The sequence below is a fragment of the Pseudomonas peli genome (assembly GCF_900099645.1).
GTDB classification, from domain to species: Bacteria; Pseudomonadota; Gammaproteobacteria; order Pseudomonadales; family Pseudomonadaceae; genus Aquipseudomonas; species Aquipseudomonas peli.
Genome location: NZ_FMTL01000002.1, coordinates 228,185 through 253,425, shown reverse-complemented (window position 1 = coordinate 253,425; position 25,241 = coordinate 228,185). Strand labels below are relative to the sequence as shown.

Below are 25,241 nucleotides of genomic sequence, written 5' to 3'. Positions count from 1 at the left end.
AGGAATACCCCATGAAAACTGCCTTTACCCGCATCGCCCTGGCCACCGCTTGCATGGCCTTCGCCGGCCAACTGCTGGCTGCCGAACCCAAGCGCCCAGAATGCATCGCCCCGGCCAAGCCCGGCGGCGGCTTTGACCTGACCTGCAAACTGGCGCAAAGCGGCCTGAAAGACGCCGGCCTGCTGAAAGCACCGATGCGCGTCACTTACATGCCCGGCGGTGTCGGCGCGGTGGCTTACAACGCGGTGATTGCCCAGCGTGCTGATGATCCAGGCACCATCACCGCGTTCTCCAGCGGATCCTTGCTCAACCTGGCGCAAGGCAAGTTCGGCCGTTACGACGAAACTGGCGTGCGCTGGTTGGCTGCGGTAGGCACCGACTACGGCGCGATCACCGTGCGTGCCGACTCGCCGTACCAGAGCCTGGACGATCTGGTCAAAGCCTTGAAGAAAGACCCGACCAGCATCGTCTTCGGTGCAGGCGCCACCATCGGCGGCCAGGACTGGATGCAGACCGCGCTGATCGCCCGTCTGGCCGGTATCGACCCAAAAAACCTGCGCTACGTAGCCTTTGAGGGCGGCGGCGAAACCCTCACCGCTATGCTCGGCGGCCATGTGCAGGTCACCTCCAGCGGTCTGGGCGAAGTCACCCCGCAACTGGCGGCGAAGAAAGTACGCATCCTCGCCGTGCTCTCCGAAGAGCGTCTACCCGGCAAACTGGCCGATATCCCCACCGCCAAGGAACAGGGCTACGACATCGTCTGGCCGGTAATACGCGGCTTCTACATGGGCCCAGATGTGACTGATGAGCAGTACAACTGGTGGAAACAGCAGTTCGACACCCTGCTGGCCCGTGAAGACTTCGCCACCCTGCGTGAACAGCGCGATCTGCTGCCGTTGTCAGTGACTGGCGACGAACTGAAAGCCTTGGTCTTCAAGCAAGTTGAGGAGTACAAGGCGCTGGCTGGCGAGTTCGGCCTGATGCAGTAAGCGGCCGCGCCGCAAATCGCAGGATGGGTCGGGCCACGTAGGTTAGCCGCGCAGCGGCGTAACCCACGCTGTAACACCCCATGGGCATCACAGCGTGATGCCCATCCTACGGCCCTTCCGCCCCTTTGGTTTTATCGACTAGGTAATCCGCCATGTACGTTCGCCTGTTCGCCGCGAGCTGGCTGCTGTTTTGCGCCGTTCTCGCCGTCATCGCCTGGGGCTTCCAGGCACCCTTCGCCTACGATCCGGTTGGGCCACGTGCCTATCCGTTGCTGCTGCTCAGCCTGATGGCTGCTGGCAGCCTGTGGCTGTTATTCAAACCCGGCCTACTGGAGCAGACGCTGAATACCCGCGCGGCCTTACGCGCTGTGCTGTGCGTCTTGGCGCTGCTGGCCTATGCGGTGCTGTTTGAAGTGCTCGGCTTTGTCATCAGCACCACGCTGGCCACCTTCGCCCTTGGCCTGCTGTTTACCGGTCGCCCGCTGCCCTGCGCCATCAGCGCCGTGCTGATGGGTGTGCTGCTTTATGGCCTGTTTGATTACCTGCTGGATGTGCCGCTGCCCCTCGGCCTGTTCGAAGCCTTTGTGGAGAGCTGAAAATGGAAACCCTGAATTTCTTGATGCAAGGTTTCGAAGTCGCCACGCGACCGGAAAACCTGTTGGTCGCCTTGTTCGGTGCCTTTGTCGGCACCATCGTCGGCCTGTTGCCGGGCCTTGGCCCAATCAATGGCGTAGCGCTGCTGCTGCCACTGGCCTTTGCCCTCGGCCTGTCGCCGGAAACTGCACTGATCCTGCTCGCTGCCGTATACCTGGGCTGTGAATACGGCGGGCGTATCTCGGCGATTCTGCTCAACGTACCTGGCGACGCTGCGGCGGTGATGACTACCCTCGACGGCTACCCGCTCGCCCGCCAGGGCAAGGCCGGGATCGCCCTGTCGCTGTCGGCCGTCAGCTCGTTTATCGGCAGCATGATCGCCACCTGCGGTGTGGTGCTGTTCGCGCCAATTCTGGCCAACTGGGCGGTGGCCTTCGGCCCTGCCGAGTACTTTGTGCTGATGATTTTCGCCATCGCCTGCCTCGGCGGTATGGTCGGCGACAAGCCGGTTAAAACCCTGATGGCTGCTTTGATCGGCCTGGCCCTGGCCACCGTTGGGGTGGACTCGACCACCGGCGTGTATCGCTTCACCTTCGGCAGCGTCAGCCTGTCGGACGGCATCCAGTTCGTTATCGTGGTAATCGGCTTCTTCAGCGTCAGTGAAGTGCTGCTGATGCTGGAAAAAACCCACAACGGCCAGAAAGCCGTGAAGGCCAGCGGCCGCCTGCTGTTCAACTTCAAGGAGTTCTGCTTCACCTTCTGGACCATGGTGCGCAGCTCCCTGGCCGGCTTCGTCATCGGCGTCCTGCCAGGTGCCGGTGCAACCATCGCCAGCGCCATGACCTATATGACTGAAAAGCGCATGGCTGGCCCGAACGGCAAATTCGGCGACGGTGATCTGCGCGGCCTGGCGGCGCCGGAAGCGGCCAACAACGCCTCTGCCTGCGGCTCACTGATCCCCATGCTGACCCTCGGCGTACCGGGTTCTGGCACCACCGCTGTGATGATCGGCGCACTGACGCTGTACAACATCACCCCTGGCCCGCTGCTGTTCGAACAGCAACCGGACGTGGTCTGGGGCCTGATCGCCTCGCTGTTTATCGGCAACGTGATTCTGCTGGTGATGAACATTCCACTGGTTGGCCTGTTCGCCCGCATGCTCAGCGTGCCCAACTGGGTGCTAGTGCCGGCGATCACCGTGATCAGCATGGTCGGCGTGTACGCGGTGCACAGCACCACCTTCGACCTGGTGTTGATGATCGGCCTCGGCGTATTCGGCTACATACTGCGCAAGCTGGACTTCCCGCTGTCGGCACTGATCCTCGGCTTCGTTCTTGGTGAGCTGATGGAAGACAACCTGCGCCGCGCCCTGTCGATTTCCGCTGGCGACCTGAGCATCCTCTGGAACAGCCCGATCAGCCTGTGCCTGTGGGCACTCACCGCGCTGATGCTCGGCCTGCCGGGCCTGCGCTGGTGGCGTTCGCGCCGTGCGGCGCAACTGGCCAATGCCTAAGCTCCATGCGCTCACCGGCTGGCAAAGCTGGTGGGCCACACCCCTGGTCGGCCTGTTAGGCGGCTATCTGGCCAGCCTGATCGGCTGGCCTTTGCCGTGGATCATCGGCTCGCTGCTGGCAGTTATTGCTGCGCGCTGCAGCGGCTGGCTGATCACCGAGCTGCCGGGCGGGCGCAAGACCGGCCAGTGGCTGGTGTCCAGCGCCATCGGCCTGCATTTCACCCATGAAGTATTCGGCCAACTGCTCAGCCATTTCGGCGTGATTCTGCTCGGTGCCCTGCTCACCCTGCTGCTCAGCCTGATCGGTATTGTCGTGCTGCGCCGCGCCGGCCTGGATCGCGCCACTGCGTTCTTTGCCAGCATGCCGGGTGGTGCCAGCGAGATGGTCAACCTGGCACAACGGCATAACGCCGAAACCGCCAAGGTGGCCGCCGCCCACAGCCTGCGCTTGCTGCTGGTGGTATTGCTGATTCCGGCAATATTCACCTGGAGCCTGCCGCCCATCGCGCCGCCAGCACCTGCAGCGGTGAGTTGGCCCTGGCTGGCGGTACTGCTGCCAGGTGGCGCGCTGCTGGCTTGGCTATGGGGACGTTTGGGCCAACCCAACCCGTGGATGCTCGGCCCGCTGACTGTCTGCGCCGTAGCCAGTGTCAGCTTCGATCTGCACCTGGGCTTGCCCAATGGCCTCGGCCAGACCGGTCAATGGCTGATTGGCTGCGCCCTAGGTTGTCACTTCGACCGAAATTTCTTTCGCAGTGCGCCGGGGTTTCTCGCACGCATTCTGCTGTTCTGCCTGCTCGCCATGCTCGCCGCCGCCGCGTTGGGCCAAGGCCTGGGCTGGCTGGCCGGGGAAAACCAGAATGCACTGATGCTCGGCATGATGCCCGGCGGCATCACCGAACTGTGCCTGACCGCAGAAGCCCTGCACCTCTCGGTGGCGCTGGTCACGGCCTTGCAGGTGCTGCGGCTGTTTCTAGTGATGTTTCTCGCCGAGCCGTTATTCAGGCTTTGGCAACGCAGCTGAAATCACTTTAGCGACCACGTTTAGCCCGCCTTGCGCGGGCTCTTTTTTGCCTGCAAAACAGCAGTTTTTGTTTAACAGATATGTCTGTAGCCACCCAGCCGCAGGCGACGGCGGTACTCTCAGGCCCTCACCATCGAGGCATCCTTTATGAGCGTACTGCGTTGGCCCGCCGTGAAAACCCTGCTGCTGTTGCTCTGCCTGAGCCTACTGATTAGCGCCTGCAGCCGTGCCGGCCTGGCGTACCGCAACCTGGATTGGCTGGTGCCCTGGCGGCTGAACGATTACCTGAACCTCGACAGTCAGCAGCAGGCCTGGCTCAAACCCCGCTTGCAAACGCACCTGCAATGGCATTGCAGCGCCGAATTGCCGCGCTATATCGACTGGCTGCAAACCACCGAAAGCATCCTCGCCCAGCCGCAACCCGATAGCGCTCAGTTGCTTGAGCAATTTGCCCAGTTCGATGCCGCGCTCAACCGCATCGGCGTCGAGATCACCCCCACCGCTATCGAGCTGCTGCAAGGTCTGAGCGAGCAGCAGGTCAACGAGCTCTACGCTGCGATGGATGAAGACAACCTGGAAGATCGCCAGGACTTTCTCGACCCGCCGTTGGCCACCCAGATCAGCGAACGCCAGACGCGTATGCAGGAACGTCTACGGCCCTGGATCGGCCGCCTGAACAGTGCACAGACAGACCATATCGCCACCTGGGCCAACAGCCTCGGTGGGCAGAATCGCCTGTGGCTGGAGAATCGGCAACTCTGGCAGGCCGAGCTGCGCAAGGTGGTCGCCGAACGCGATAGCGCAGACTTTGCCGAACGAGTAACTCGCCTGCTGCAGCAACGCGAGAGCTTCTACAGCGACGAGTACCGCGCCAGTTATGGTCGCTCACGCCAGGCGTTGGCCACGCTGTTCAGCCAGCTGTTGAGCAGCAGCGATGAGGCGCAGCGCGAACGTCTGAGTCACCGCCTGCGCGACCTGCGCCGCGACCTGGCCGAGCAGCAGTGCGACGCTGCTTAACCGGCTATTAAGCCGCAGGTAAGCGCCAGTCGATCGGGCTCAGTTCATGCTGCTGGAGGAACTTGTTGGTGCGGCTGAAATGGCCGTTACCGATAAAGCCACGGTGCGCCGACAGCGGCGAAGGGTGCACGGATTTCAGCACCAGGTGCTTGCTGACATCAATCAGCTTTTCCTTGCTCTGCGCATGAGCGCCCCAGAGCAGAAACACCAGACGCTCCTGCTGCTGGCTAACCACCTCGATCACCTTGTCGGTAAAGGTCTGCCAGCCGATCTTGGCGTGGGAGCCGGCGATGCCATGCTCAACCGTCAATGACGTGTTGAGCAGCAGCACACCCTGCTCCGCCCAATGCTGCAGGTTGCCGTGGTCGGGAATATCAATATTCAGGTCGCGCTTGAGCTCTTTATAGATATTCACCAGCGATGGCGGCGTCTTCACCCCAGGCTGCACCGAGAAGCACAAGCCATGGGCCTGCCCAGGGCCGTGGTAAGGGTCCTGGCCGATTATCACCACTTTGGTCTGCGCCAACGGCGTGGAATTCAGCGCATTGAAGATCAGCGAGCCAGGCGGATAAATCTGCTTGCCTGCGGCCTTCTCGCTGCGCAGAAAATCCCCCAGCTCACGCATATAGGGCTTCTCGAACTCAGCATGCAACGCGGCCTTCCAGCCGGCTTCAAGTTTGACGTTATCGGCGGCGCTCATGCCTGATTCCTGCTTAATCCAACGAAGACGGCACGCTAAGGAAGGCGGCTAGGCAAGTCAAGGCGAGCGCGCGGAACAACCCGCAAGCACACCATCTTCATACTGTCGCTAAAAACCGACCTACCGGAACGCAGGAGACTGGCCACGATCGCCGCGTCCCAAACCGTGGCTTACCACTACGGCTTAAAACGGCCGCACGGCATGAAGTGCTTACGACAATTGAACAGCGCTTAGAACGTTTCCTGATCGGCAAAAAGCCAAAGACATGGCGTTATAGAACATATCTAGGACGCTTTTATCAGTCGTCCGAACTGCCCGCTCAGTAGAGTCACCTGCAGCAGCGTACTGAAAAATCAGTACCGCTGGCGCTGCGTGATCAATAGTCCCCTCACGCTGACTTAAAGATGGACTCACAGCCAAGTGCAGTGCATCCGTGGATAGGTGTGCCTCAATCACGTCGTGTTGCAACCCGCGCCTGAGTGCTATCAATCCCAACCGCCCACAGGGTGCAGACCATGCGTTTGAATGCTGCGATTGTCGTGTTGCTAACCAGCCTGGTCGCCGCGACCTATGGTTTCGGAATTTACCTGTTTGCTCAGCTCGTACCGGACATGCAGGCCTCCCTGGGCTTCGATTTCTCCTACGTAGGCAGTATCACCGCTTCGGCGCAGCTGGGCTTTCTACTCTGTGCCCTGCTGGCTGTCTGGCTGACACCGAAGATCGGTGGCGGCTGGATGATCGTGGCCTCCGGGGCGGTATGTGCTTTGGCATTACTGCTGATTCCGCTGTCAAACAACATCCTGGTGATCGGCGCATTACTGACCCTGTTGGCGGGTACGGCGGCGACTGTGTTTGTGCCGATGGTCGATGTCATCTCTAGGGTCACGGCCTACCGCTACCGGGGGTTGGCCATGGGTCTGGTATCCAGCGGAACCAGTTATGGGGTTGCGATCAACAGCCTGCTGGTGCCGCTGTATGCCGCGCCAGGTGAATGGCGCAGCGTGTGGTGGTGGGTGGGGTTGCTCACCGTGGCCATGGCACTGCTGGTGCTGGTGGTTTTCAAGAAAGGCGGTTTGCTCAGCACAACCTCGCAGCCGGTTGTAGCGCCCACAGCCCTTGAATTGACAGTGCCCAGCAAGCGCTCAGCGCTGATACAACCCTGGGTGCTGCTGATTTGGTCGATGAATTTCTTGATCGGGTTTGCCACCTTTCCGTTCCAAACCTACCTCTCGTCCTACCTGCGCACGGAACTGGGTTTTGACGTGCAATACAGCGCACAGGTCTGGGCCGTGATCGGCTTCGTTGGCATGTTTGCAGGGCTGGCAGTCGGTTGGCTCTCAGACCGCACGGGGCTGCGCGCCGCCATGTTGCTGGTCTACGGCTGTGTGGTAACGGCGGCACTGATATTCGTTGTAATTCCCTCATGGCATTGGCCCTTAGTCGCAGCGGCGCTGTTCTCTACGGCCTTCTATCCCATTTTCGGCCTTATCCCCGCTTACGTTTCCAAACTGGCGTCGTCCAGCGCCATGGCGGTATCCATATTTGGCGTTGCCAACGTGATGCAAGGCTCTGGCGGCATGCTCGGCAATTACGGCGCAGGGCTACTGGCCAATTACAGCGGCAGCTTTGCTGGGGTATATGCAACCATTGCCGGCGTGGGCGCAGTACTCATCATCCTGACCCTAAAACTGCCCACAGAAGCCACCGCGGCTGTATCAGCCGGGTTAGGCGTAAACCATCCGACTGCAAGTTAGCGACTTGCCACTAACCGGCAATTTATCGGCTCGCACTTAGCGTTGATATTTAAGACCCAGCACCTTGGCCGGAAAGCAGCCGCCTGCCACCTAAAACTTCTGACTTATCCCTGATGCAACGCCCGGTAATGACTGGGCGCCATGCCGACCACTTTGCGAAACAGCCGCGAGAAGTAATACACATCGTCATAGCCCAGCTGCTCGGCCACCTGGCGGATGCCCTGCTCGCCTTCATCGAGCAGGCGGCAGGCGTGGGCCATTTTCAGTTGGATAAAGTCCTGAATCGGCGCATGTCCGGTCAGGGCGCGGTAGGTTTTGGCGAAGTGAAAGCGCGACAGCTTGAACTGCGCGGCCAGCTCATCGAGGTTGAGCGAGTCATGTAGATGCGCACGCATCACCGCCTGCACCGCGTCCACATCGAGCACCCGTCCGGATTTCAAGGTGGTGCGCGCCGGCAGCACGGCCAGTGAGGTGAGCAGCACCTGCAACTGGTGCGCGGCATGAACGAAGTGCGCCAGGTTCAAGCCCTGCTTGCGCAGGTTGAGCAAGGCATCGAACTCGGCCAACAGGCGCGGCTGCACGCCGATACGCCACAGCGGCCCCTTGCCCAGGGGTTTGAGAAAGTCCGTTACCAACTCGCCGTCAAAATGCACCCAGTACAGCGTCCAGGGCTTGTCCACGTCCGCGCCATAGGCGTGCATCACACCTTTTGGCAACAGCAGCAGATCGCCACCACTGACAGCTAATCGTCCATCCGCTGTCTCCAGCCAGCCCTGCCCGGCACGGCAGTAGATCAGCAGGTGATCCTCCGGCTGCGGACGGTGCATGCGGTGCCCCTGAGCTTGCGGGTAGAAGCCCAGAGCTAGCGGATAACAGCCCTGCGCCAGTGGGCTGCGGGCGAGCAGGCGGCGCAGCCTGGGCGGCGTGATAAAGCGCACACCGTTGGCCGGCAGTGGCCAGTTGGAGGTGTCGACCTGCGCGCTCATAGGCATCCTGATTACTGATTCAATCCCAAGATAGTCCATCTGCAGGCCAAGATCGTCAATCCACAAAGCCGAGCAAGGCAGCTATAACACGGACAAAACAACAATCGAGCCCATCCTGAGGTTCGCCGGAGGAACGCATGGCCAAGGCAATCCCACAGTTGATCGACGGTGAATGGCGCGAAAGCCGCGCACGTGAATTTATCGAAGTCACCGACCCGGCGACCCAGGAAGTATTGGCGCTGGCCCCCAAGGCCACCGCCGAAGAAATCGAAGCAGCGATTGCCAGTGCCAAAGCAGCCTTCCTCACCTGGCGCGAAGTGCCAGTCTCCGATCGCGCGCGAGTGATGCTGCGCTATCAGCACCTGCTCAAGGAACACCACGACGAGCTGGCGGAAATTCTCGCTGGCGAAACCGGCAAGACCCTGGCCGATGCCAAGGGCGATGTCTGGCGCGGTATCGAGGTGGTGGAGCAAGCCTGCAACATCGCCAGCCTGATGATGGGCGAGACCATGGAGAACGTGGCCCGCGACATCGACACCGCCAGCTGGATTCAGCCGCTGGGCGTATGCGTCGGCGTCACACCGTTCAACTTCCCGGCGATGATTCCGCTGTGGATGTTTCCCCTGGCCATCGCCGCCGGCAATACTTTTATTCTCAAGCCGTCCGAACAAGACCCACTGACCCCTAACCGCTTGGCCGAGCTGTTTATCGAAGCCGGCGCGCCCAAGGGCGTATTGCAGGTGCTGCACGGCGCCCGCGAAGTGGTCGACAGCCTGCTGACCCACCCGGATATCCGCGCCATTTCCTTCGTCGGCTCAGTGCCGGTGGGTCAGCATATCTACCGTACGGGCACCGCGCACCTGAAGCGTGTGCAGGCCTTTGCCGGGGCGAAGAACCATATGGTGATCATGCCCGACGCCAATAAACAGCAGGTGCTGAGCAACCTGGTTGGCGCCAGTTGCGGCGCGGCCGGACAGCGTTGTATGGCGATCAGCGTGGCGGTGTTTGTCGGTGAATCGAAGCAGTGGATCGACGAGCTGCAGGCGCAAATGGCCGACCTGCAACCCGGCTACTGGACCGATGGCCACGCCGCCTTCGGCCCGTTGATCAGCCTGCAGGCAAAACAGCGCGTGCTGCGCCTGATCGCCGAAGGTAAAGCGGAGGGCGCCGAGTGCCTGCTGGACGGCTCGCACTGCGCGGTCGAGGGTTACCCCAATGGCAACTGGGTCGGCCCAACCCTGTTTCGCGGCGTTACCGCCAAGATGAGCCTGTACCGCGAGGAAATCTTCGGCCCGGTGCTGGTGTGCATGGAAGTCGATACGCTTGAGGAGGCCATCGAGCTGGTCAACGCCAGCCCCTACGGCAACGGCACCTCAATCTTCACCCGCTCCGGCGGCGCGGCGCGGCATTACCAGCACGCGGTGGAAGTCGGCCAGGTCGGCATCAACGTACCGGTGCCGGTGCCGCTGCCGTTCTTCTCCTTTACCGGTTGGAAGGGTTCGTTCTACGGTGATCTGCACGCCTACGGCAAACAGGGTGTGCGCTTTTTCACCGAAACCAAAACGGTGACCAGTCGCTGGTTTGATGAGGATGCTGTCAGCGCGTCCGCCAATATGACCATTCAGCTTAAATAATGGCCTGCCAGGCTGATCACGAGTTGGCCCGGCCTTAACCACCGGGGTTTACCTGCCCCGCTAAGGATCACTGATGGATTTCGAACTGACTGAAGAACAACGCCTGCTAGTCGACAGCGCCCGCGCCTTTGCCGCCAAAGAGCTGGCCCCGCATGCTGCCGACTGGGACCGCGACCATCACTTCCCGGTGGACGTGATTAAGCACGCCGCTGAGCAGGGCTATCTGGCCTTGTATATCAAGGAAGACGATGGCGGCCTGGGCCTGTCGCGCCTGACCAGCTCACTGATCTTCGAGCAGCTGTCGGCCGGCTGCATCGCCACCACGGCGTTTCTGACCATCCACAACATGGCCTCATGGATGCTCGCCTCCTTCGCCGATCAGGCGCTGAAAGATGCCTGGCTGCCGCGCCTGGTCAGCGGCGAATTGCTCGCTTCCTACTGCCTGACCGAACCGGACGCCGGTTCTGACGCCGCGCACCTGCGCACCCGCGCCAAGCGTGATGGCGATGACTACGTACTGGATGGCAGCAAGTGCTTTATCTCCGGCGCGGGCAGCACCGATGTGCTGATCGTGATGGCGCGCACCGGCGACGAAAGCGGCGCAAAGGGTGTGTCCTGCTTCCTGGTGCCGGCCGATGCACCCGGCGTGAAGTACGGACGCAATGAATTGAAGATGGGCTGGCGCGCCCAGCCTACTCGCACGATTACCTTCGAAGGCGTGCGTATCCCCGCCGGTAATCGCATCGGCCCAGAAGGCCAGGGCTTCGTCTACGCGATGAAGGGTCTGGATGGCGGGCGCATCAATATCGCCAGCTGCTCGCTGGGCGCGGCACAGGCGGCGCTGGAGCAATCGCTGCGTTATGTGGAAGAACGCAAGCAGTTCGGCAAGCCGCTGAGCGACTTCCAGTCTCTGCAATTCAAGCTGGCCGACATGCTCACCGATCTGACCGCCAGCCGGCAGATGGTGCGTCTGGCCGCGCACAAGCTGGACCACGGCCACAGCGAAGCCAGCCTGTATTGCGCCATGGCCAAGCGCTTTGCCACCGATCACTGCTTCACCCTGTGCAACGAGGCGCTGCAGCTGCATGGCGGTTACGGCTATCTGAACGACTACCCACTGGAGCGCTGGGTACGCGACAGCCGCGTGCACCAGATACTCGAAGGCACCAACGAAATCATGCGGGTGATCATCGCCCGCCGCCTGCTGGATCAGGGCGGCATGCTGGATCGCTTGCTGTAGCTTTTAATTCCCTCTCCCCTCGGGGAGAGGGTTAGGGAGAGGGTCGGCGTCGCCCGCAGCCCTCTCCCCCAGCCCCTCTCCCAAAGGGCGAGGGGAGCAACCTGACGAGGACCGTTATGAGCAACGCCATCGAAGCCTACAACCCCGGCGTGTTTGACCTAACCCACAAGCTCACCGTGGAAAAGCACGGCCATACCGCGCTGATCACCATCAACCAGCCGCCGGCCAACACCTGGGACCGCGACTCGCTGATCGGCCTCAAGCTGCTGGTTGAACACCTCAACCGCGACGATGACATCTACGCCCTGGTGATTACCGGCCAGGGTGGCAAGTTCTTCAGCGCCGGCGCCGACCTCAAGCTGTTTGCCGATGGCGACAAGGCCCGTGCCCGCGAGATGGCCCGACGCTTCGGCGAGGCCTTCGAGGCGCTGCGCGATTTCCGTGGCGTATCGATTGCCGCAATCAACGGCTACGCCATGGGCGGCGGCCTGGAATGCGCCCTGGCCTGCGATATACGCATCGCCGAGCGCCAGGCGCAAATGGCCCTGCCGGAAGCCACCGTCGGCCTGCTGCCCTGCGCCGGCGGCACCCAGCACCTGAGCTGGCTGATCGGCGAAGGCTGGGCCAAGCGCATGATTCTCTGCGGCGAACGTGTTGATGCGGAAACCGCCCTGCGCATCGGCCTGGTCGAGCAGGTGGTCGACAGCGGCGAAGCCCGTGGCCACGCCCTGCTGCTGGCGGCCAAGGTCGCGCGGCAAAGCCCGGTGGCGGTGCGCACCATCAAACCGCTGATCCAGGGCGCCCGCGAGCGCAGCCCGAATACCTGGCTAAGTGAAGAGCGCGAGCGCTTTGTCGACCTGTTCGACGCCGACGACACCCGCGAAGGGGTCAACGCCTTCCTGGAAAAACGCGACCCGCAGTGGCGCAATAAATAATCCGCAGGGTGACAACCACGATGAATGTGCAATTCGAAGAACGCCCGGCCCAACACGGTATGCGCATTGGCATCGCCAGCCTGGATGCCGAAAAAAGCCTCAACGCCTTGTCGCTGCCGATGATCGAAGCGCTGGATGCCAAGCTCAAGGCCTGGGCGGACGACCCGAGCATCGCCTGCGTGCTGCTGCGCGGCAACGGCCCTAAAGCCTTCTGCGCCGGCGGCGACGTGGTGCAGCTGGTGCACCAGTGCCGCGAGCACCCGGGCGAAATCCCGCCCCTGGCGCGACGCTTCTTTGCTGACGAATACCGCCTCGACCACCGCATCCACACCTACCCGAAGCCCTTTATCTGCTGGGCCCACGGCCATGTGCTGGGAGGCGGTATGGGCCTGATGCAGGGCGCTGGTATCCGCATCGTCACCCCAGGCAGCCGCCTGGGCATGCCAGAAGTGAATATCGGCCTGTACCCGGATGTGGGCGGCAGCTGGTTCCTCGCGCGCCTGCCGGGCAAGCTCGGCCTGTTTCTCGGCCTGACCGCCAGCAGCATCAACGCCAGGGATGCGCTGGATCTGAACCTGGCCGACCGCGTGCTGCTCGACACCCAGCAGGACGATCTACTTAACGGCCTGGCCCAGCTCAACTGGCAGGAACAAAGCCTGCAACAGCTGCATAGCCTGCTCAAAGCGCTGGAAAACCAGGCCCTAGGTGAGCTGCCGGAAGCCCAATGGTTGCCGCGCCGCGCGCGCATCGACGAATTGCTCGATACCGCCGATCTGCCCTACGCCTGGCACGCCATCAGCGCCTTGCACAGCGACAGCGACCTGCTGTTGGCCCGCGCCGCCAAGACCCTGGCCGGCGGCTGCCCGCTGACCGGGCACCTGGTATGGGAGCAGATCAAGCGCGCCCAGAAGCTTTCCCTAGCCGAGGTGTTCCGCATGGAATACGCCATGAGCTTGAACTGCTGCAGCCACCCGGAATTCCCCGAAGGCGTGCGCGCGCGGCTGATCGATAAGGACCACGCGCCACGCTGGCACTGGCCGGATGTGGCGAGCATTCCGCAGCAGGTAATCGACGCGCACTTCGCCCCAGCCTGGGATGGCGCCCACCCACTGGCAGACCTGTAACCCGGCAACGGCCACTTTTCAGCGCGACAGGAGCATAACAATGACAACAATCGCTTTTATCGGCCTCGGCCACATGGGCCTGCCCATGGCGCGCAACCTGCTCAAGGCCGGCTTCAACCTGAGGGTCTTCGACCTGCTGCAAGCAGCCGTCGAGGACCTGGCCAAGGACGGCGCGCAAGCGGCCAGCAGCGCGCTGGATGCGGTGCAGGATGCCGATGTGGTGGTCAGCATGCTGCCTGCCAGCCGGCATGTCGAAGGCCTGTACCTGGGTGATAACGGTCTACTGGCCGTGCTCAAGCCCGGCAGCCTGGTGTTGGAATGCTCGACCATCGCCCCGGAATCCGCGCGCAAGGTGCATCAAGCGGCGGCCACGCACGGTATCGAACTGCTCGACGCGCCCGTGTCCGGCGGCACCGCCGGCGCAGCAGCGGGCACCCTGACCTTTATGATCGGCGGCGCGGCAACCACGCTGGAAAAAGCCCGAGCGATCTTCGAGGCCATGGGCAAGAACATCTTCCACGCCGGCCCCGACGGTGCCGGCCAGGTGGCCAAGGTGTGCAACAACCAGGTGCTGGCGGTGCAGATGATCGCCACCGCCGAAGCTATGGCCATGGGCGTGGCCAACGGCCTGGAGCCCGGAGTTCTGGCCGAGATCATGCGGCAAAGCTCGGGCGGCAACTGGACGCTGGAGAAGTACAACCCCTGGCCCGGCGTGATGGAAAACGCCCCGGCGTCCAAAGGCTACAGCGGCGGCTTTATGGCCGAGCTGATGACCAAAGACCTCGGCCTGGCACAGGAAGCTGCACAAGCCAGCGGCAGCAGCACGCCGATGGGCGCACTGGCATTGCAGCTGTATCGCCTGCTGCTCAAGCAAGGTAAAGGCAAGCAGGACTTCTCGGTGGTGCAGCAGTTGTTCATCGACTAAATCGGCATTGACCGCATACAGCAGGAAGCAGGGCTTTGTAACTGGTCGGGGCCGACGTTCCAGCTAAGCTCAATAGCGGGACTTGCCGAGGGCGGGTCATAGGGAAGGATAATGCCGATGTTCTATGTCCAGCGGGATGCCAGCGGCCACCTGCGGCGAGTGGAGGTGATGCCGTTCGAGAGCATGACCAACACCCTGACGGCCGACTCAGACGAGATTCAAGCATGGTTTGCCAGCCAGAACCTTGAATCGAACCTTATGCAACTGAAGCAAAGCGACCTGGACATGATCCGCGTCGTGGACGATTTAGTGCATTTGCTGATCAGTAAAGGCGTCATCCGCATCACAGATCTTCCGGCAGCGGTTCAGACCAAGCTTCTGACCCGCTCTCAAGCCAGGGAATCACTCGGGGGCTTACACAGCCTGATCAATGCTGATGAGCGCGGCATCATCTAGCAGCGCTTCAGTAAACCCGTAAAGCAAAAGGCCATGCGGTGCAGCATGGCCTTTTGTTTGAGTGCTCATACTCTCAACCGGGTTGGCCGTCCAACATGATGTCGTCGCGGTAAGGTGACTGCAAATCACGCTCAGGAATTTCCCAGATCAGCACCTCAGGCGGCGTCTGTTTGAACGCAGGGCTGGTGAAATAGTCCTTAGCCGCCCCAGAAAACTCACCGCCATCCTTGGCAAAGTTGCCCACTCGCGCACCCACCGCGCGTTCAAGGAAAGGGATGAAGTTGGAGTTACGCGAGAACGAGGTGCCAATCACGGCAAGGTTCGGCAGTTGGCTGTCGCCGAACAGATCATCCTCGCCCAATGCGGCTTCATCGACGGCGCCCTGCACTTCCTTGATCTGGGTGACTGCCACCTGCTCCATGGCAGGCTGCAGGCTCTCAGGCAACCAATCGAGCCCAGCCAAACGCACCAGATCGCCGGGACGCGGCTGTGGCGCCGTAACACTGGCCACAAACTGTTTGGCCGGAGTTGGGCTAACGCCCAGTGCGGCTATCCGCTCGGCCACCGCTGCAGCGGAGCGCTCGGCGCCGGCTTCGCTCCAGTGCGTGTCGGTACGCAGGAAGGCATCGCTGCCGAGTGGTTGCAGCGTCGGAGCCAAATCCAACACCTCGACGCCCTTGGCCTGCAGCACCCGCTGCCAATCCTGCGCACGACTGGCCAACAGTGGTGAGCGCTCAACGGCACACAACTGCTGCGCGGCAATGCGGCTCTTGTCCGGCACCAGCACTACCAGCAAACGAATGCCACGCTTGCTGAGCTGCTCTTGCAACGCTGCGACTTTCTGCGCACGCGCATCAGCATCTACAGCGGCATGTGGATGAATTTTCAGCTCATCGGTCAGAAACAGCCAGTTCGCACAGCCTTGACGCACACGGGGACCGGTATCACCAATCGCCAACCAACTGGCGGCACGCTCCAGGTCCGCTGCCCGTTTGGCAAACGGCACATTCGCCAGCTCTTCGGCAATGCGGTGGGTCACCGCGCCATCGAAAATCTGTTCCCAACTGAGTGGCTATGCCTGTTACAGGATGACCACCAGAGCGAAAAGCAGGCGACCTGAGGAAGTACCTGCATGCGCGGCCAGAACAGGCTTTGCGCGAACATATTCAAGAAATGAGCAATCACGACTCCTCTGCTCAGCACGCCGTCATCAAACGCCGCGCTGAACGGAGCAGCACACACCAGAAATCTACACGCGCGCTAAACCACGCAGGTGAATAAAGCCAAACAGCAGCACCTGCACCCGCTGCAACCAGGGCTGCGGCTGACCGACCAGGCGGGCTTTGAACAGCAGGAGCTCGCCAAGATGCGCCAGCAACATGCCGCCGGCAATCAGGTTGACGGCCAGGTACCAGCCCTCGCCCATGGGATAGAGCAGGTTGAGCAGCGCTAGCAGCCAGAACGCGGCCAGCGCGCCTTTGGCGAATATCAGAACAGGCATCCATCACTCCTTAATCAGCGAAATAAGCCAGGTGAAAAGCCTGATTAGTTTGCCTTGATCGTGGCGCCAGCGCGTCCGCACTTTGGTCGGGTCACACACCACCTCACTCAACGAAGGGTCAGGGCAATCGGCGTATCGCTAAAGTCAAAGCAACCAAGGAAGGTCTTGATCTCCAGCAGGCTGCCATCGACCTGCACATCGCCCAGCAAGGCGCCCTTGAGCAAACCATTCTCGCCGCTCATTACGGTGTCCAGATACGCCTTGTCGAGGGTCAGTTTGAGCGTGGTGCCCTCGGGAATGCCCTGGTGCAGCTGCACTACACCGCGCCGCACTTCCAGCGCCCACTGCTCGCCGATATCCGGAAAGCTGAAACCTAGGGTCAACTCGACATCATTGGCCTTTTCCGGGTCGACCCGGGTAACCCAGTTTTGCAGGAAGATTCGCGCAGGAAAGGTTTTCAGCATATCCGCCGAGAGAAAGGCGCTGCGCATGCTCACGGCCATTTGCTGGACATCCTCACCGGCCAGCTTGCCTTCCAGCTCCATGGCGCTCATCAGGTACCAGTTGCGCCAGTTGATGTTCATGCTGGCATAGCCCAGCTTACGGAAGCTGCGGGCCTTGATGTCGCGGGCCAGCGTGTCCTCGTTGTCCACCTGAATGGCGAAGCTGGACAGCTCGGCAGCCCATTGGTAATCACCCTTGAGGTAGGCTTCACCGGCGGCCAGCAGCAGTTTTTCCCGCCCGCCCATCAACGCAATCAGGCGCTCGGCTTTATCTTTTGGCGGCAGCGGGTCGAGGGCCACCGGATCACCCTGGAACCAGCCCAGGTAGCCATTGTAGATCTGCCGCACGCTGTGTTTCACCGTGCCGTAGTACTCGCGCAGGTAAGGCGTGTAGCCAGCCAGGTGTGGCGGCAGCTTGACTTTCTCGACCAGCTCGTCCGGGGTCAGGCCCTTGTTCATCCAGCGCACAGTCTGATCATGGATATAGGCGATGCCGTCGCGGGTCATGCGCAGCACTTCCTCGACCTGCTGCTGGCCGCTGATTGGGCGGCCGTGCAGCGGCACCATATGTTCGGCCTGATAGGCGCGCAGCTTGTCCAGACTGTCGACCCACACCACCGGGTCGCGGAACTTGGTGCCGCGCAGGGTGTGGATATTCGGCAAAGTCGGCCCCTGCTCCACCTCGGCGCTGATCAGCACGCGGTTATCCGGCAGGTAGACAATGATCTCATCCGGCGCTTCGCTGGGCACATGCAGGAACTGCAGGTCCAGGCCGGCAATGCGCGTATCGAGTTTGTCCTTGAAGGTCAGAGTCGGGGCGATAAAGGTCGAGGCCTCGGCCTTGGCCAACGGGCCGATCCCGGCGTTCATCTGTTCATGGTCACTGGCCGGCAGCGCCGCACCGAAGCTGTAGCCGGAACGCACCGAGAGAATCGGCCCGACCAGCGCGCCCTGGGCCACCACATTGGCCAGCAGGGTGTCATGGGCGATGATCTGCACCTCGCCGCTGCGCACCTGTTCTTCGCTGACGAAGGCCTTCACGCCGTTGATGTGGTCCGGGTGGAAGTGGGTATAGACCACCGCCTTGACCGGCTTGTCGCTGATCTTGCGGAACTCGGCCATGATCTTGCGCGACTCGCTGACCGACTCACCGGTGTCGATGATGATCAGCCCTTCCGGCGCCTCGATCATCGCCACGTTACCCAGCTGCCAGCCGACAGCGGAATAGACGTTGCCGGCCACCTGGTAAACCTTCTGCGCGAAGTGTTTGGTGTGCTCGGCCAGCTCCGGGTTGATCGACGGGCGGATTTCTTCCTCAGGCAGGGCGGCCTGGCTGGCCAGGGGTAATGCCAGGCTCAGCAGCACAGCGGCAGTTCGATTCAGTAAAAACATGCGAGTCGCTCATTGTTATTGGCTGTGTGGGAAGAGTGGCCAAGCAACAGCAATAATTCCAATGCATTCCAAATCAATAAATGATGCAATCAGCGCATGAATGACCTTCGTCAGCTTCGCCATTTTGTCGCCCTCGCCGAACACGGCCATTTCGCCCGTGCTGCCGAGGCCGTGCACCTCAGCCAGCCCGCCCTGAGTCGCAGCATCCAGGCGCTGGAAAGCAGCCTCGGTTGTAACCTGGTCGACCGCCACAGCCGCGGCATCAGCCTGACCACCCACGGCCAACTGGTGCTGGAGCACGCCCAGCGTCTGCTGGCTGGCAGCCAGGCGTTGAAAAACGCCGTCAGCCAGTTGGGTAATCTGCAAACCGGAGAACTGCGCCTGGGCGCCGGCCCCTACCCGGCCGCGCGCCTGATACCACGTGCAGTGGGTCGCATAGCGTTGCGCTATCCACGGGTGCGGGTCAACCTGCAGATCAGCAACTGGCTAGACCTGCGCAGCAGCCTGCTGGATGACGCCCTGGAGCTGTTTGTCGCCGACAGCCGCGAGCTAATCGGTGACCCACTGCTGTGCATCGAACCACTGCAGCGCCACAACGGGGTGCTGTTCTGTCGCCCCGGCCATCCGCTGCTGGCCCACACAACGCTGCGCATGCACGATCTACTCGATTACCCCTTGGCAGGCACCCAACTGCCACTGGCGGTGGCGCGCAGCCTTAGTACACTCAGCGGGCGCGAGCAGCCGCTGAGCATTCAATGCGACAACTTTATGGTGCTCAAAACTCTAGTGGCTGAAAGCGACGTGCTGAGCATGGCGCCCTGGGATGTGGTGGCCGAGGATATCCAGACAGGTCGCCTGGCCCGGCTGCCGCTGGAAGCAGGTGCATTGACCGAGCAATCTGCCTACGCCCTCATCAGCCGCGCAGGGCATAGCCTGTCACCAGCGGCGCAGGCCATGCGGGGAGAGATACTGGCCGAAGATCGACTCTTCGGCCGTCAACTTGAAGGCGAGCCTGATTCGTAGCGCGCCTAAAGAGGGTGGTCAGTTGCGCTGCCGCTCCCAACCCTTACGCTCATCGCGCCGATCACCACCACGGCGTTCTCCACCCCATTGGGCATCATGACGCTGTTGCTGGTTGCGGTAATGGTCACGGCGGCCATCCCAGCCAGCGTGCGGTTGCACAATGCGGTAATCGTGGCGCTTCTGATATTGGTGCGTTTGGTAATGGCGCGGCTGCGGTGCAGGCACGTAATAACGCGGTGCGTGGCGGTGATCATCATAGCGTCGCCCATCATGGTGATAGGCCCTGTAGCGCTGCGGCTGCGGCACCCCATAAACCGGGTAGCGCTGCACCTGGTAATAGGTATGCGAATGGCCGCGATCATAAACACGGTGGCCATAGCCACTGCCGCCGCCATAGACCGCACAACCGCCCAAAGACAAAACCAACAACGCCAGCAGCATGGATTTGTATGACATAGCGGCCTCCTTCGACCGCGGGTGCGGCAGCGACCGTTGTCGCTGCCAGGGATTGCTCCCAATGAATAGACAACAGGCCATTCCATCCAGTGCGTCGCACCGGCTTAGCAGATTTCATGACAAATTATTTCGGTGCCCTATTGTCCGTCGTGCCAGCTGACACACACCAACCTGGCACAGTCCTCGCTTAGCGTTCTACGCATAAAGGAAATGCGTACGGCGGCAAGCAGCTTGCAGCCAGACAATCTGCAATGGTCGACTAGGGTTCCGGTTCGCTGAGCAATGCCTGCAGCGAATGGCTGGTCCGAGAGTCGACGACCTCACGCAGTGGCCACGGCCAGGGGTTACACGGCGGGATAAAAGCCCGGGAGAACGCACAGCACTGCTGTTCGCTTTCCTGTTCCCGCTGACTGACCCGAGGTTACCCATGCCGCTACGCACCCTGCTCGCCCGCCTGACTGCCACCTGTCTGCTCGCCGCCCTGCTGCTGCAACCGGCCACTGCTGCGAGTGAGCCGAAAACCTTCAAGCTGTGCTGGTCGATCTTTGCCGGCTGGATGCCCTGGGGTTATGCCGCCAGCGAAGGCATCGTGAAGAAATGGGCAGATCAGTACGGCATCCGTATCGAAGTCAGCGAAGTGCCGGATTATGTCGGCTCGATCGAGCGTTACACGGCCGGCGAATTCGATGCCTGCTCGATGACCAATATGGATGCGCTGACCATCCCAGCTGCCGCAGGCGTCGACTCTACCGCGCTGATCATCGGCGACTTCTCCAACGGTGCGGATGCCATTCTGCTACGAGGTCCGGGCCTGACCCTGAAGGATCTCAAGGGCAAGACCGTGCTGCTGGTGGAGAACTCGGTATCGCATTACCTACTCAGCCGCGCCCTGGAATGGGCCCTGCTCAAGCCTGAGGATGTGACCATCCAGCACGTGTCCGACACACAGATTGCCGAGGCCTTCCTCAGCGGCCAGGGCGACGCAGTGATCACCTGGAACCCGATTCTGGCCAAGATCAAGCAGCAGACCCAGGTCAGCCAGGTGTTCAGCTCCAACCTGATTCCCGGCGAGATCGTCGACCTCACCGTGGTCAACAGCAAGGTCCTCGCTGCCCACCCGGAGCTGGGTAAGGCGCTGACCGGCGCCTGGTTCGAAACCCAGCGCCTGATGGGCATGCCCACCGATGCTGGGCGCGCCGCCCGGGCGAAGATGGCCAGCGCCGCCGGCACCACGCCAGAGGATTTCAGCCAGCAACTCGACACCCTGCGTTCGTTCTATTCGCCGCGTTATGCGCTGGCTTTTGCCCACGCCAACAAGATGCCCGAGCTGATGCAGCGGGTCGCCCAGTTCGCCGATCAGCAGAAGCTGCTCGGCCACGACGGCAAGGGTCTGGATAAGCTCGGCATCGCCTTCAGCGGGGAGCGCAGCCTGGGCAATGCCGACAACATCCTGCTGCGTTTTGATGGCAGCTATATGCAGATGGCTGCCGAGAAAAACCTGTAACACGCAGCGCCCTGCAATGCAGCACGCCGATGCTCACACGCACCGCCAGGGCGCACAGCCCTGGACTGGCGCGGGCAAAACCCGCGAGCCCATGGGGCCTGGTTGAGCTGGCACGATGTTCGCAATAACCAAGCTGTGCAGGAACAACCCGCTGCGGCGGGATCGCGGCACCACAATTTGCAATAGCTGACTAGGGTTCCGATCCGCGATCAACAGATCTGCGGGTGACTGGTCCGAGAGTTGGCGACCTCCTTCGAGGTTACACGGCGGGATAAAAGCCCGGGAGAACGCGCCCCACTCGTGGGAAAACCGCCGCGCACTCCTGCCCGCCCATTTTCGAACTGGAGGTTCCACCATGCGTAAGTCCCGTCTGTGTTCAGTACTCGCCGCCGGCCTGGCCGCTGCCATCAGCGTCAATAGCCACGCGGCGCCGAAATCCGACTTCAGCGTCTGCTGGACCATCTACGCCGGCTGGATGCCGTGGGAATATGGTGCCGCCGAAGGCATCGTCGACAAGTGGGCGAAGAAGTACGACATCAATATTGATGTGGTGCAGATCAACGATTACGTCGAGTCAATCAACCAGTACAGCGCCGGCCAGTTTGATGGCTGCACCATGACCAATATGGATGCCCTGACCATTCCGGCCGCTGGCGGCGTGGACAGCACCGCGCTGATCATCGGCGACTTCTCCAATGGCAACGACGGCGTCGTGCTCAAGGGCGAGAAGAAAACCCTGGGTGACCTCAAGGGCCAGAACGTCAACCTGGTCGAGCTGTCTGTGTCCCACTACCTGCTGGCCCGCGGCTTGGAAAAAGCCGGCCTCAGCGAGAAAGACCTGAAAGTGGTCAACACCTCCGACGCCGACATGGTCGCCGCCTTCTCCACCAGCGACGTCACCGCCGTGACCACCTGGAACCCGCTGCTGGCCGAAATCGAAGCCACGCCCAACGTCACCAAGGTGTTCGACTCCAGCCAGATCCCCGGTGAAATCATCGACCTGATGGTGGTCAACAGCGACACCCTCAAGGACAACCCGGCCTTCGGCAAAGCGCTGACCGGTGCCTGGTACGAAATCATGGCCACCATGAGTGCCGACACCACGGCTGGCAAGGCCGCGCGCGAGCATATGGCCAAAGCCTCCGGCACTGACCTGGCGGGCTACGAAGCGCAACTGGCAGCGACCAAAATGTTCTATTCGGCCAAAGACGCCGTGGCCTTCGCCACCAGCCCGAAACTACCGGCCACCATGACCAAGGTCGCGGAGTTCTCCTTTGGCCACGGCCTGCTCGGCGAAGGTGCACAAAGTGCCGATGCCATCGGTATGAGCTTCGCCAAAGGCGTCGTCACCGGTGACAAGGGCAACCTCAAACTGCGCTTTGATCCGAGCTATATGCAGATGGCGGCTGACGGCACGCTGTAACGCCTTCCCTACCCCCTCCCGCTTGCGGGAGAGGGTTCGGGGGAGTGGGCCCAAGCCACACGAGAACACTCTATGCGCCTGATCAACCGCCACCCGGATCGCAGCGGTCGCTTGCTGCTGATCCTGCTGCCCTTCGCCCTGCTGCTGTTCGCCTATTTCGCAGGCTCGGCACAACGCCTGGCTGATAACCCCAACGACAAACTGCTGCCCAGTGCCAGTCAGATGGCCGCGGCGGTTGATCGCCTGGCGTTTACCGAGGACAAACGCAGCGGCAACTACCTGTTCTGGCAGGACAGCGCCGCCAGCCTGACACGCCTGGCCATGGGCATCGGCATTGCCGCCCTCGCTGGGCTGTGCCTGGGTATCGCGGCGGGCATCATTCCGCTGTTCGGTGCGCCTTTGTCGCCGCTGCTGACGGTGCTGTCGATGGTGCCGCCACTGGCGATCCTGCCCATCCTGTTTATCGTCTTCGGCCTCGGCGAGTTGTCCAAGGTGATGTTGATCGTCATCGGCATCACCCCGATCCTGGCCCGTGATTTGGAACAGCGCGCCCGCGAAATTCCTCAAGAAATCCTGATCAAGGCGCAAACCCTCGGTGCCAGCACCTGGACCCTGATCCTGCGCGTGGTGTTGCCGCAACTGCTGCCGCGCCTGCTGATCGCCCTGCGCCTGGTACTCGGCTCAGCCTGGCTGTTTCTGATTGCCGCCGAGGCCATCGCCAGCACCGATGGCCTGGGCTACCGGATCTTCCTCGTGCGCCGCTATATGGCCATGGATGTGATCCTGCCCTACGTGGTGTGGATCACCCTGCTCGCCTGGCTGATGGACCTGGGCCTGCGCCAGACCATCCGCGTGTGCTTCCCCTGGTACGAGGGAGCGAAAGCATGAAAACCATAAAGAGCGGCACCGTAGCGAGCGAGTCACTGGCAAGAAGCCCGGAGCGCAGCAACCGGAGTGGACATCTCGTCCATGAGGATTGCGAGCACCGCGCGACGCAGCCAGCGGCTCGCGCAGTAGGTGCCTTTATCGAAGTGAAGAATGTCTGGCAGGAGTATGGAGACCAGGTTGTTTTGGAACGCCTGAACCTGAGCATCAATGAAGGCGAGTTCTGCACCCTGGTCGGCGCTTCCGGCTGCGGTAAATCGACCTTTCTGCGCCTGCTGCTCGGTCAGGAGCGCGCCAGCCGTGGCGAGATTCTGCTCGGCGGTGAGCCGCTGGCTGCCGAACCCGATAGCAGCCGTGGCGTAGTTTTTCAGCGCTATTCGGTGTTCCCGCACCTGAGCGTGCTGGATAACGTCGCCATCGGCCTGGAGTTGCCGCGCTCGAAATTGCTCGGCCGACTGTTTGGCGCCGCCAAGCGCGACGCCCGCGAACAGGCGGCGGTGATTCTGCAGAAAGTCGGCCTCGGCCACGCCCTGGACAAATACCCCAGCCAGCTCTCCGGCGGCATGCAGCAACGCCTGGCCATCGCCCAGGCGCTGATCATGAAGCCGCGCGTGCTGCTGCTCGATGAGCCCTTCGGCGCCCTCGACCCCGGCATCCGCAAGGACATGCACGGCCTGTTGCTGGAGCTGTGGCACGAAACCAAGCTCACCGTATTTATGGTCACCCATGACCTGAGCGAGGGCTTCAGCCTCGGCACCCGCCTGCTGGTGTTCGACAAGACCCGCATTGATCCGCACGCACCGAACGCCTTCGGCGCGCGCATCACCTACGACATCCCCCTCAACAGCGACCGCCGCGCCACCCGCGCCGCCGTCGAAGCGTTGCCCGCGCATATCGCCGGCAACCTGCAACCGGCCCTGTAGGAGCATCCGATGACTGCCTCATTAAGCCTGCGCCCCACCCTCTACGAGGAACTCGTTCCCGGCGGCGGGCATACCTCCTTTGTCCTCAAACGCGGCCAGCTGCTGCGCATCACCGACCTCGAAGGCGGCGCCAATGCCAGCCTGCTGCTGCTCAACGCCGCCGAGAAAAGTGAGCGGCTCAACCTGCCCGACAGCCTCAAATGCCAGCACACCGCCAAGCTCACCGCCGGCCACTGCCTGTATTCGGATATGGGCCGTGTGCTCGCTGCCATCACCGCCGACACCTGCGGCTGGCATGACAGCTTCGGCGGCGTACTCAACGCCGAGGAAGTTCAGGAGAAGTACGGCAGCGGCAACTATCAGCAACTGCGCAACGGCTTCTTCCGCAACGGCGTGGACAACCTGCTGGTGGAAATGGGCAAGTGGAACCTCAATCTGCAAGACCTGCTGATGTGCCTCAACCTGTTCAGCAAGGTGACGGTCGACAGCGACGGCTGCTTCCACTTCCAGCCGGGCAACTCCAAGGCCGGCGACTACATCGAGCTGTACGCGCCGATGGACACCCTGGTGGTACTCACCGCCCTGCAGCACCCCATGGACTCAAGCCCCGACTACGCGCCCAAGCCGCTGCAACTGAGCTGGCACAAGGTCGAGAGCGATGGCATCAGCGTGCTGTGCCGCACCTCGCGCCCGGAAAACGCCCGTGGCTTCCATAACACCGAACGTCTGTATATCTGAGG

The 25,241-nt window shown here is 61.9% G+C and carries 24 protein-coding genes and 2 riboswitches; of the genes, 18 read left to right on the top strand and 6 right to left on the bottom strand.

The window, feature by feature from the left end; translation table 11 throughout:
- The first annotated feature begins 11 nt into the window (after positions 1-11).
- The 5 genes from BLO50_RS09905 to BLO50_RS09885 all read left to right on the top strand — a co-directional run bounded on the left by BLO50_RS09905 (position 12) and on the right by BLO50_RS09885 (position 5,137).
- Positions 12-989 carry a Bug family tripartite tricarboxylate transporter substrate binding protein gene (locus BLO50_RS09905; RefSeq protein WP_090251974.1) on the top strand — a complete coding sequence of 326 codons (978 nt, stop codon included), beginning with the start codon at positions 12-14 and terminating at the stop codon, positions 987-989.
- Positions 990-1,141: 152 nt separating this feature from the next.
- Positions 1,142-1,585, top strand: coding sequence for a tripartite tricarboxylate transporter TctB family protein (locus BLO50_RS09900; protein ID WP_090251971.1), 444 nt, complete (start codon positions 1,142-1,144; stop codon positions 1,583-1,585).
- A 2-nt stretch (positions 1,586-1,587) separates the two neighbouring features.
- Positions 1,588-3,096, top strand: coding sequence for a tripartite tricarboxylate transporter permease (locus BLO50_RS09895; protein ID WP_090251969.1), 1,509 nt, complete (start codon positions 1,588-1,590; stop codon positions 3,094-3,096).
- Positions 3,089-4,120 carry an AbrB family transcriptional regulator gene (locus tag BLO50_RS09890; RefSeq protein ID WP_090251966.1) on the top strand — a complete coding sequence of 344 codons (1,032 nt, stop codon included), beginning with the start codon at positions 3,089-3,091 and terminating at the stop codon, positions 4,118-4,120. The genes BLO50_RS09895 and BLO50_RS09890 overlap by 8 nt, the downstream gene beginning before the upstream one ends.
- Positions 4,121-4,267: 147 nt before the next feature.
- Positions 4,268-5,137 carry a DUF6279 family lipoprotein gene (locus BLO50_RS09885; protein ID WP_090251963.1) on the top strand — a complete coding sequence of 290 codons (870 nt, stop codon included), beginning with the start codon at positions 4,268-4,270 and terminating at the stop codon, positions 5,135-5,137.
- Between the two features lie 7 nt (positions 5,138-5,144).
- Here BLO50_RS09885 and ung read toward each other — a convergent pair whose 3' ends face one another.
- Positions 5,145-5,837 (bottom strand): uracil-DNA glycosylase, encoded by a 693-nt coding sequence (gene ung, locus BLO50_RS09880; protein ID WP_090251960.1) that lies wholly within the window; start codon positions 5,835-5,837, stop codon positions 5,145-5,147.
- 515 nt (positions 5,838-6,352) lie between these two features.
- Between ung and BLO50_RS09875 the strand changes: the two genes are divergently transcribed.
- The gene (locus BLO50_RS09875) at positions 6,353-7,591 is read left to right on the top strand and encodes an MFS transporter (protein WP_090251957.1); all 1,239 of its coding nucleotides are present in this window, start codon (positions 6,353-6,355) and stop codon (positions 7,589-7,591) included.
- 104 nt (positions 7,592-7,695) lie between these two features.
- Here the strand turns inward: BLO50_RS09875 and BLO50_RS09870 are convergent, their stop codons facing one another.
- Positions 7,696-8,577, bottom strand: coding sequence for an AraC family transcriptional regulator (locus tag BLO50_RS09870; RefSeq protein ID WP_090251955.1), 882 nt, complete (start codon positions 8,575-8,577; stop codon positions 7,696-7,698).
- A 137-nt stretch (positions 8,578-8,714) separates the two neighbouring features.
- Between BLO50_RS09870 and BLO50_RS09865 the strand changes: the two genes are divergently transcribed.
- The 6 genes from BLO50_RS09865 to BLO50_RS09840 all read left to right on the top strand — a co-directional run bounded on the left by BLO50_RS09865 (position 8,715) and on the right by BLO50_RS09840 (position 14,891).
- Entirely contained in the window at positions 8,715-10,211 is a 1,497-nt protein-coding gene (locus tag BLO50_RS09865; protein WP_090251953.1) for a CoA-acylating methylmalonate-semialdehyde dehydrogenase, read from the top strand.
- A gap of 73 nt (positions 10,212-10,284) precedes the next feature.
- The gene (locus BLO50_RS09860; RefSeq protein WP_090251951.1) at positions 10,285-11,451 is read left to right on the top strand and encodes an isobutyryl-CoA dehydrogenase; all 1,167 of its coding nucleotides are present in this window, start codon (positions 10,285-10,287) and stop codon (positions 11,449-11,451) included.
- Positions 11,452-11,567: 116 nt separating this feature from the next.
- Entirely contained in the window at positions 11,568-12,386 is an 819-nt protein-coding gene (locus BLO50_RS09855) for an enoyl-CoA hydratase (RefSeq protein ID WP_090251948.1), read from the top strand.
- A 20-nt stretch (positions 12,387-12,406) separates the two neighbouring features.
- A complete protein-coding gene (locus BLO50_RS09850) occupies positions 12,407-13,510 on the top strand; it encodes an enoyl-CoA hydratase/isomerase family protein (RefSeq protein WP_090251945.1) in 1,104 nt (367 codons plus the stop codon).
- Positions 13,482-14,435, top strand: coding sequence for a 3-hydroxyisobutyrate dehydrogenase (mmsB, locus tag BLO50_RS09845; RefSeq protein ID WP_143003814.1), 954 nt, complete (start codon positions 13,482-13,484; stop codon positions 14,433-14,435). The genes BLO50_RS09850 and mmsB overlap by 29 nt, the downstream gene beginning before the upstream one ends.
- A 117-nt stretch (positions 14,436-14,552) precedes the next feature.
- Positions 14,553-14,891, top strand: coding sequence for a tryptophan synthase subunit beta (locus tag BLO50_RS09840; protein ID WP_090251940.1), 339 nt, complete (start codon positions 14,553-14,555; stop codon positions 14,889-14,891).
- Between the two features lie 73 nt (positions 14,892-14,964).
- Here the strand turns inward: BLO50_RS09840 and BLO50_RS09835 are convergent, their stop codons facing one another.
- From BLO50_RS09835 to BLO50_RS09825, 3 genes are all read right to left on the bottom strand, one after another.
- Positions 14,965-15,930, bottom strand: coding sequence for an alginate O-acetyltransferase AlgX-related protein (locus BLO50_RS09835; protein ID WP_338110959.1), 966 nt, complete (start codon positions 15,928-15,930; stop codon positions 14,965-14,967).
- Between the two features lie 210 nt (positions 15,931-16,140).
- On the bottom strand, positions 16,141-16,392 hold the full coding sequence (locus BLO50_RS09830) for a DUF1145 domain-containing protein (protein WP_090251935.1): 252 nt from the start codon (positions 16,390-16,392) through the stop codon (positions 16,141-16,143).
- A gap of 107 nt (positions 16,393-16,499) precedes the next feature.
- The gene (locus BLO50_RS09825) at positions 16,500-18,287 is read right to left on the bottom strand and encodes an alkyl/aryl-sulfatase (RefSeq protein ID WP_090251933.1); all 1,788 of its coding nucleotides are present in this window, start codon (positions 18,285-18,287) and stop codon (positions 16,500-16,502) included.
- Positions 18,288-18,383: 96 nt separating this feature from the next.
- Here BLO50_RS09825 and BLO50_RS09820 point away from each other — a divergent pair, with 96 nt between their 5' ends.
- Positions 18,384-19,310 carry a LysR family transcriptional regulator gene (locus BLO50_RS09820; RefSeq protein WP_090251931.1) on the top strand — a complete coding sequence of 309 codons (927 nt, stop codon included), beginning with the start codon at positions 18,384-18,386 and terminating at the stop codon, positions 19,308-19,310.
- Between the two features lie 18 nt (positions 19,311-19,328).
- Here BLO50_RS09820 and BLO50_RS09815 read toward each other — a convergent pair whose 3' ends face one another.
- Positions 19,329-19,766 carry a hypothetical protein gene (locus BLO50_RS09815; RefSeq protein WP_090251929.1) on the bottom strand — a complete coding sequence of 146 codons (438 nt, stop codon included), beginning with the start codon at positions 19,764-19,766 and terminating at the stop codon, positions 19,329-19,331.
- 248 nt (positions 19,767-20,014) lie between these two features.
- A riboswitch (guanidine-I (ykkC/yxkD leader) is annotated at positions 20,015-20,139 on the top strand.
- 54 nt (positions 20,140-20,193) lie between these two features.
- Here BLO50_RS09815 and BLO50_RS09810 point away from each other — a divergent pair.
- The 5 genes from BLO50_RS09810 to BLO50_RS09790 all read left to right on the top strand — a co-directional run bounded on the left by BLO50_RS09810 (position 20,194) and on the right by BLO50_RS09790 (position 25,239).
- The gene (locus BLO50_RS09810; RefSeq protein WP_090251927.1) at positions 20,194-21,270 is read left to right on the top strand and encodes a putative urea ABC transporter substrate-binding protein; all 1,077 of its coding nucleotides are present in this window, start codon (positions 20,194-20,196) and stop codon (positions 21,268-21,270) included.
- A gap of 179 nt (positions 21,271-21,449) precedes the next feature.
- A riboswitch (guanidine-I (ykkC/yxkD leader) is annotated at positions 21,450-21,558 on the top strand.
- A 67-nt stretch (positions 21,559-21,625) separates the two neighbouring features.
- Positions 21,626-22,693: a putative urea ABC transporter substrate-binding protein gene (locus BLO50_RS09805; RefSeq protein WP_090251924.1), complete on the top strand. Its 1,068-nt coding sequence runs from the start codon at positions 21,626-21,628 to the stop codon at positions 22,691-22,693.
- A gap of 72 nt (positions 22,694-22,765) precedes the next feature.
- Positions 22,766-23,581 (top strand): ABC transporter permease, encoded by an 816-nt coding sequence (locus BLO50_RS09800; protein WP_090251922.1) that lies wholly within the window; start codon positions 22,766-22,768, stop codon positions 23,579-23,581.
- Positions 23,578-24,501 carry an ABC transporter ATP-binding protein gene (locus tag BLO50_RS09795; RefSeq protein ID WP_090251919.1) on the top strand — a complete coding sequence of 308 codons (924 nt, stop codon included), beginning with the start codon at positions 23,578-23,580 and terminating at the stop codon, positions 24,499-24,501. The genes BLO50_RS09800 and BLO50_RS09795 overlap by 4 nt, the downstream gene beginning before the upstream one ends.
- Before the next feature lie 9 nt (positions 24,502-24,510).
- On the top strand, positions 24,511-25,239 hold the full coding sequence (locus BLO50_RS09790) for an urea amidolyase associated protein UAAP1 (RefSeq protein ID WP_090251917.1): 729 nt from the start codon (positions 24,511-24,513) through the stop codon (positions 25,237-25,239).
- The last annotated feature ends 2 nt before the right edge of the window (positions 25,240-25,241 follow it).

What these genes read in the sequence shown, in the direction of transcription:
- BLO50_RS09815 (WP_090251929.1), bottom strand. Translation starts at nt 19,766, where the DNA reads ATGTCATACAAATCCATGCTGCTGGCGTTGTTGGTTTTGTCTTTGGGC.
- BLO50_RS09860 (WP_090251951.1), top strand. Translation starts at nt 10,285, where the DNA reads ATGGATTTCGAACTGACTGAAGAACAACGCCTGCTAGTCGACAGCGCC.
- BLO50_RS09905 (WP_090251974.1), top strand. Translation starts at nt 12, where the DNA reads ATGAAAACTGCCTTTACCCGCATCGCCCTGGCCACCGCTTGCATGGCC.
- BLO50_RS09790 (WP_090251917.1), top strand. Translation starts at nt 24,511, where the DNA reads ATGACTGCCTCATTAAGCCTGCGCCCCACCCTCTACGAGGAACTCGTT.
- mmsB (WP_143003814.1), top strand. Translation starts at nt 13,482, where the DNA reads ATGGCGCCCACCCACTGGCAGACCTGTAACCCGGCAACGGCCACTTTT.
- BLO50_RS09800 (WP_090251922.1), top strand. Translation starts at nt 22,766, where the DNA reads ATGCGCCTGATCAACCGCCACCCGGATCGCAGCGGTCGCTTGCTGCTG.
- BLO50_RS09885 (WP_090251963.1), top strand. Translation starts at nt 4,268, where the DNA reads ATGAGCGTACTGCGTTGGCCCGCCGTGAAAACCCTGCTGCTGTTGCTC.
- BLO50_RS09875 (WP_090251957.1), top strand. Translation starts at nt 6,353, where the DNA reads ATGCGTTTGAATGCTGCGATTGTCGTGTTGCTAACCAGCCTGGTCGCC.
- BLO50_RS09890 (WP_090251966.1), top strand. Translation starts at nt 3,089, where the DNA reads ATGCCTAAGCTCCATGCGCTCACCGGCTGGCAAAGCTGGTGGGCCACA.
- BLO50_RS09830 (WP_090251935.1), bottom strand. Translation starts at nt 16,392, where the DNA reads ATGCCTGTTCTGATATTCGCCAAAGGCGCGCTGGCCGCGTTCTGGCTG.
- BLO50_RS09900 (WP_090251971.1), top strand. Translation starts at nt 1,142, where the DNA reads ATGTACGTTCGCCTGTTCGCCGCGAGCTGGCTGCTGTTTTGCGCCGTT.
- BLO50_RS09855 (WP_090251948.1), top strand. Translation starts at nt 11,568, where the DNA reads ATGAGCAACGCCATCGAAGCCTACAACCCCGGCGTGTTTGACCTAACC.
- BLO50_RS09895 (WP_090251969.1), top strand. Translation starts at nt 1,588, where the DNA reads ATGGAAACCCTGAATTTCTTGATGCAAGGTTTCGAAGTCGCCACGCGA.
- BLO50_RS09840 (WP_090251940.1), top strand. Translation starts at nt 14,553, where the DNA reads ATGTTCTATGTCCAGCGGGATGCCAGCGGCCACCTGCGGCGAGTGGAG.
- BLO50_RS09825 (WP_090251933.1), bottom strand. Translation starts at nt 18,287, where the DNA reads ATGTTTTTACTGAATCGAACTGCCGCTGTGCTGCTGAGCCTGGCATTA.
- BLO50_RS09805 (WP_090251924.1), top strand. Translation starts at nt 21,626, where the DNA reads ATGCGTAAGTCCCGTCTGTGTTCAGTACTCGCCGCCGGCCTGGCCGCT.
- BLO50_RS09850 (WP_090251945.1), top strand. Translation starts at nt 12,407, where the DNA reads ATGAATGTGCAATTCGAAGAACGCCCGGCCCAACACGGTATGCGCATT.
- BLO50_RS09810 (WP_090251927.1), top strand. Translation starts at nt 20,194, where the DNA reads ATGCCGCTACGCACCCTGCTCGCCCGCCTGACTGCCACCTGTCTGCTC.
- BLO50_RS09870 (WP_090251955.1), bottom strand. Translation starts at nt 8,577, where the DNA reads ATGAGCGCGCAGGTCGACACCTCCAACTGGCCACTGCCGGCCAACGGT.
- BLO50_RS09795 (WP_090251919.1), top strand. Translation starts at nt 23,578, where the DNA reads ATGAAAACCATAAAGAGCGGCACCGTAGCGAGCGAGTCACTGGCAAGA.
- ung (WP_090251960.1), bottom strand. Translation starts at nt 5,837, where the DNA reads ATGAGCGCCGCCGATAACGTCAAACTTGAAGCCGGCTGGAAGGCCGCG.
- BLO50_RS09820 (WP_090251931.1), top strand. Translation starts at nt 18,384, where the DNA reads ATGAATGACCTTCGTCAGCTTCGCCATTTTGTCGCCCTCGCCGAACAC.
- BLO50_RS09865 (WP_090251953.1), top strand. Translation starts at nt 8,715, where the DNA reads ATGGCCAAGGCAATCCCACAGTTGATCGACGGTGAATGGCGCGAAAGC.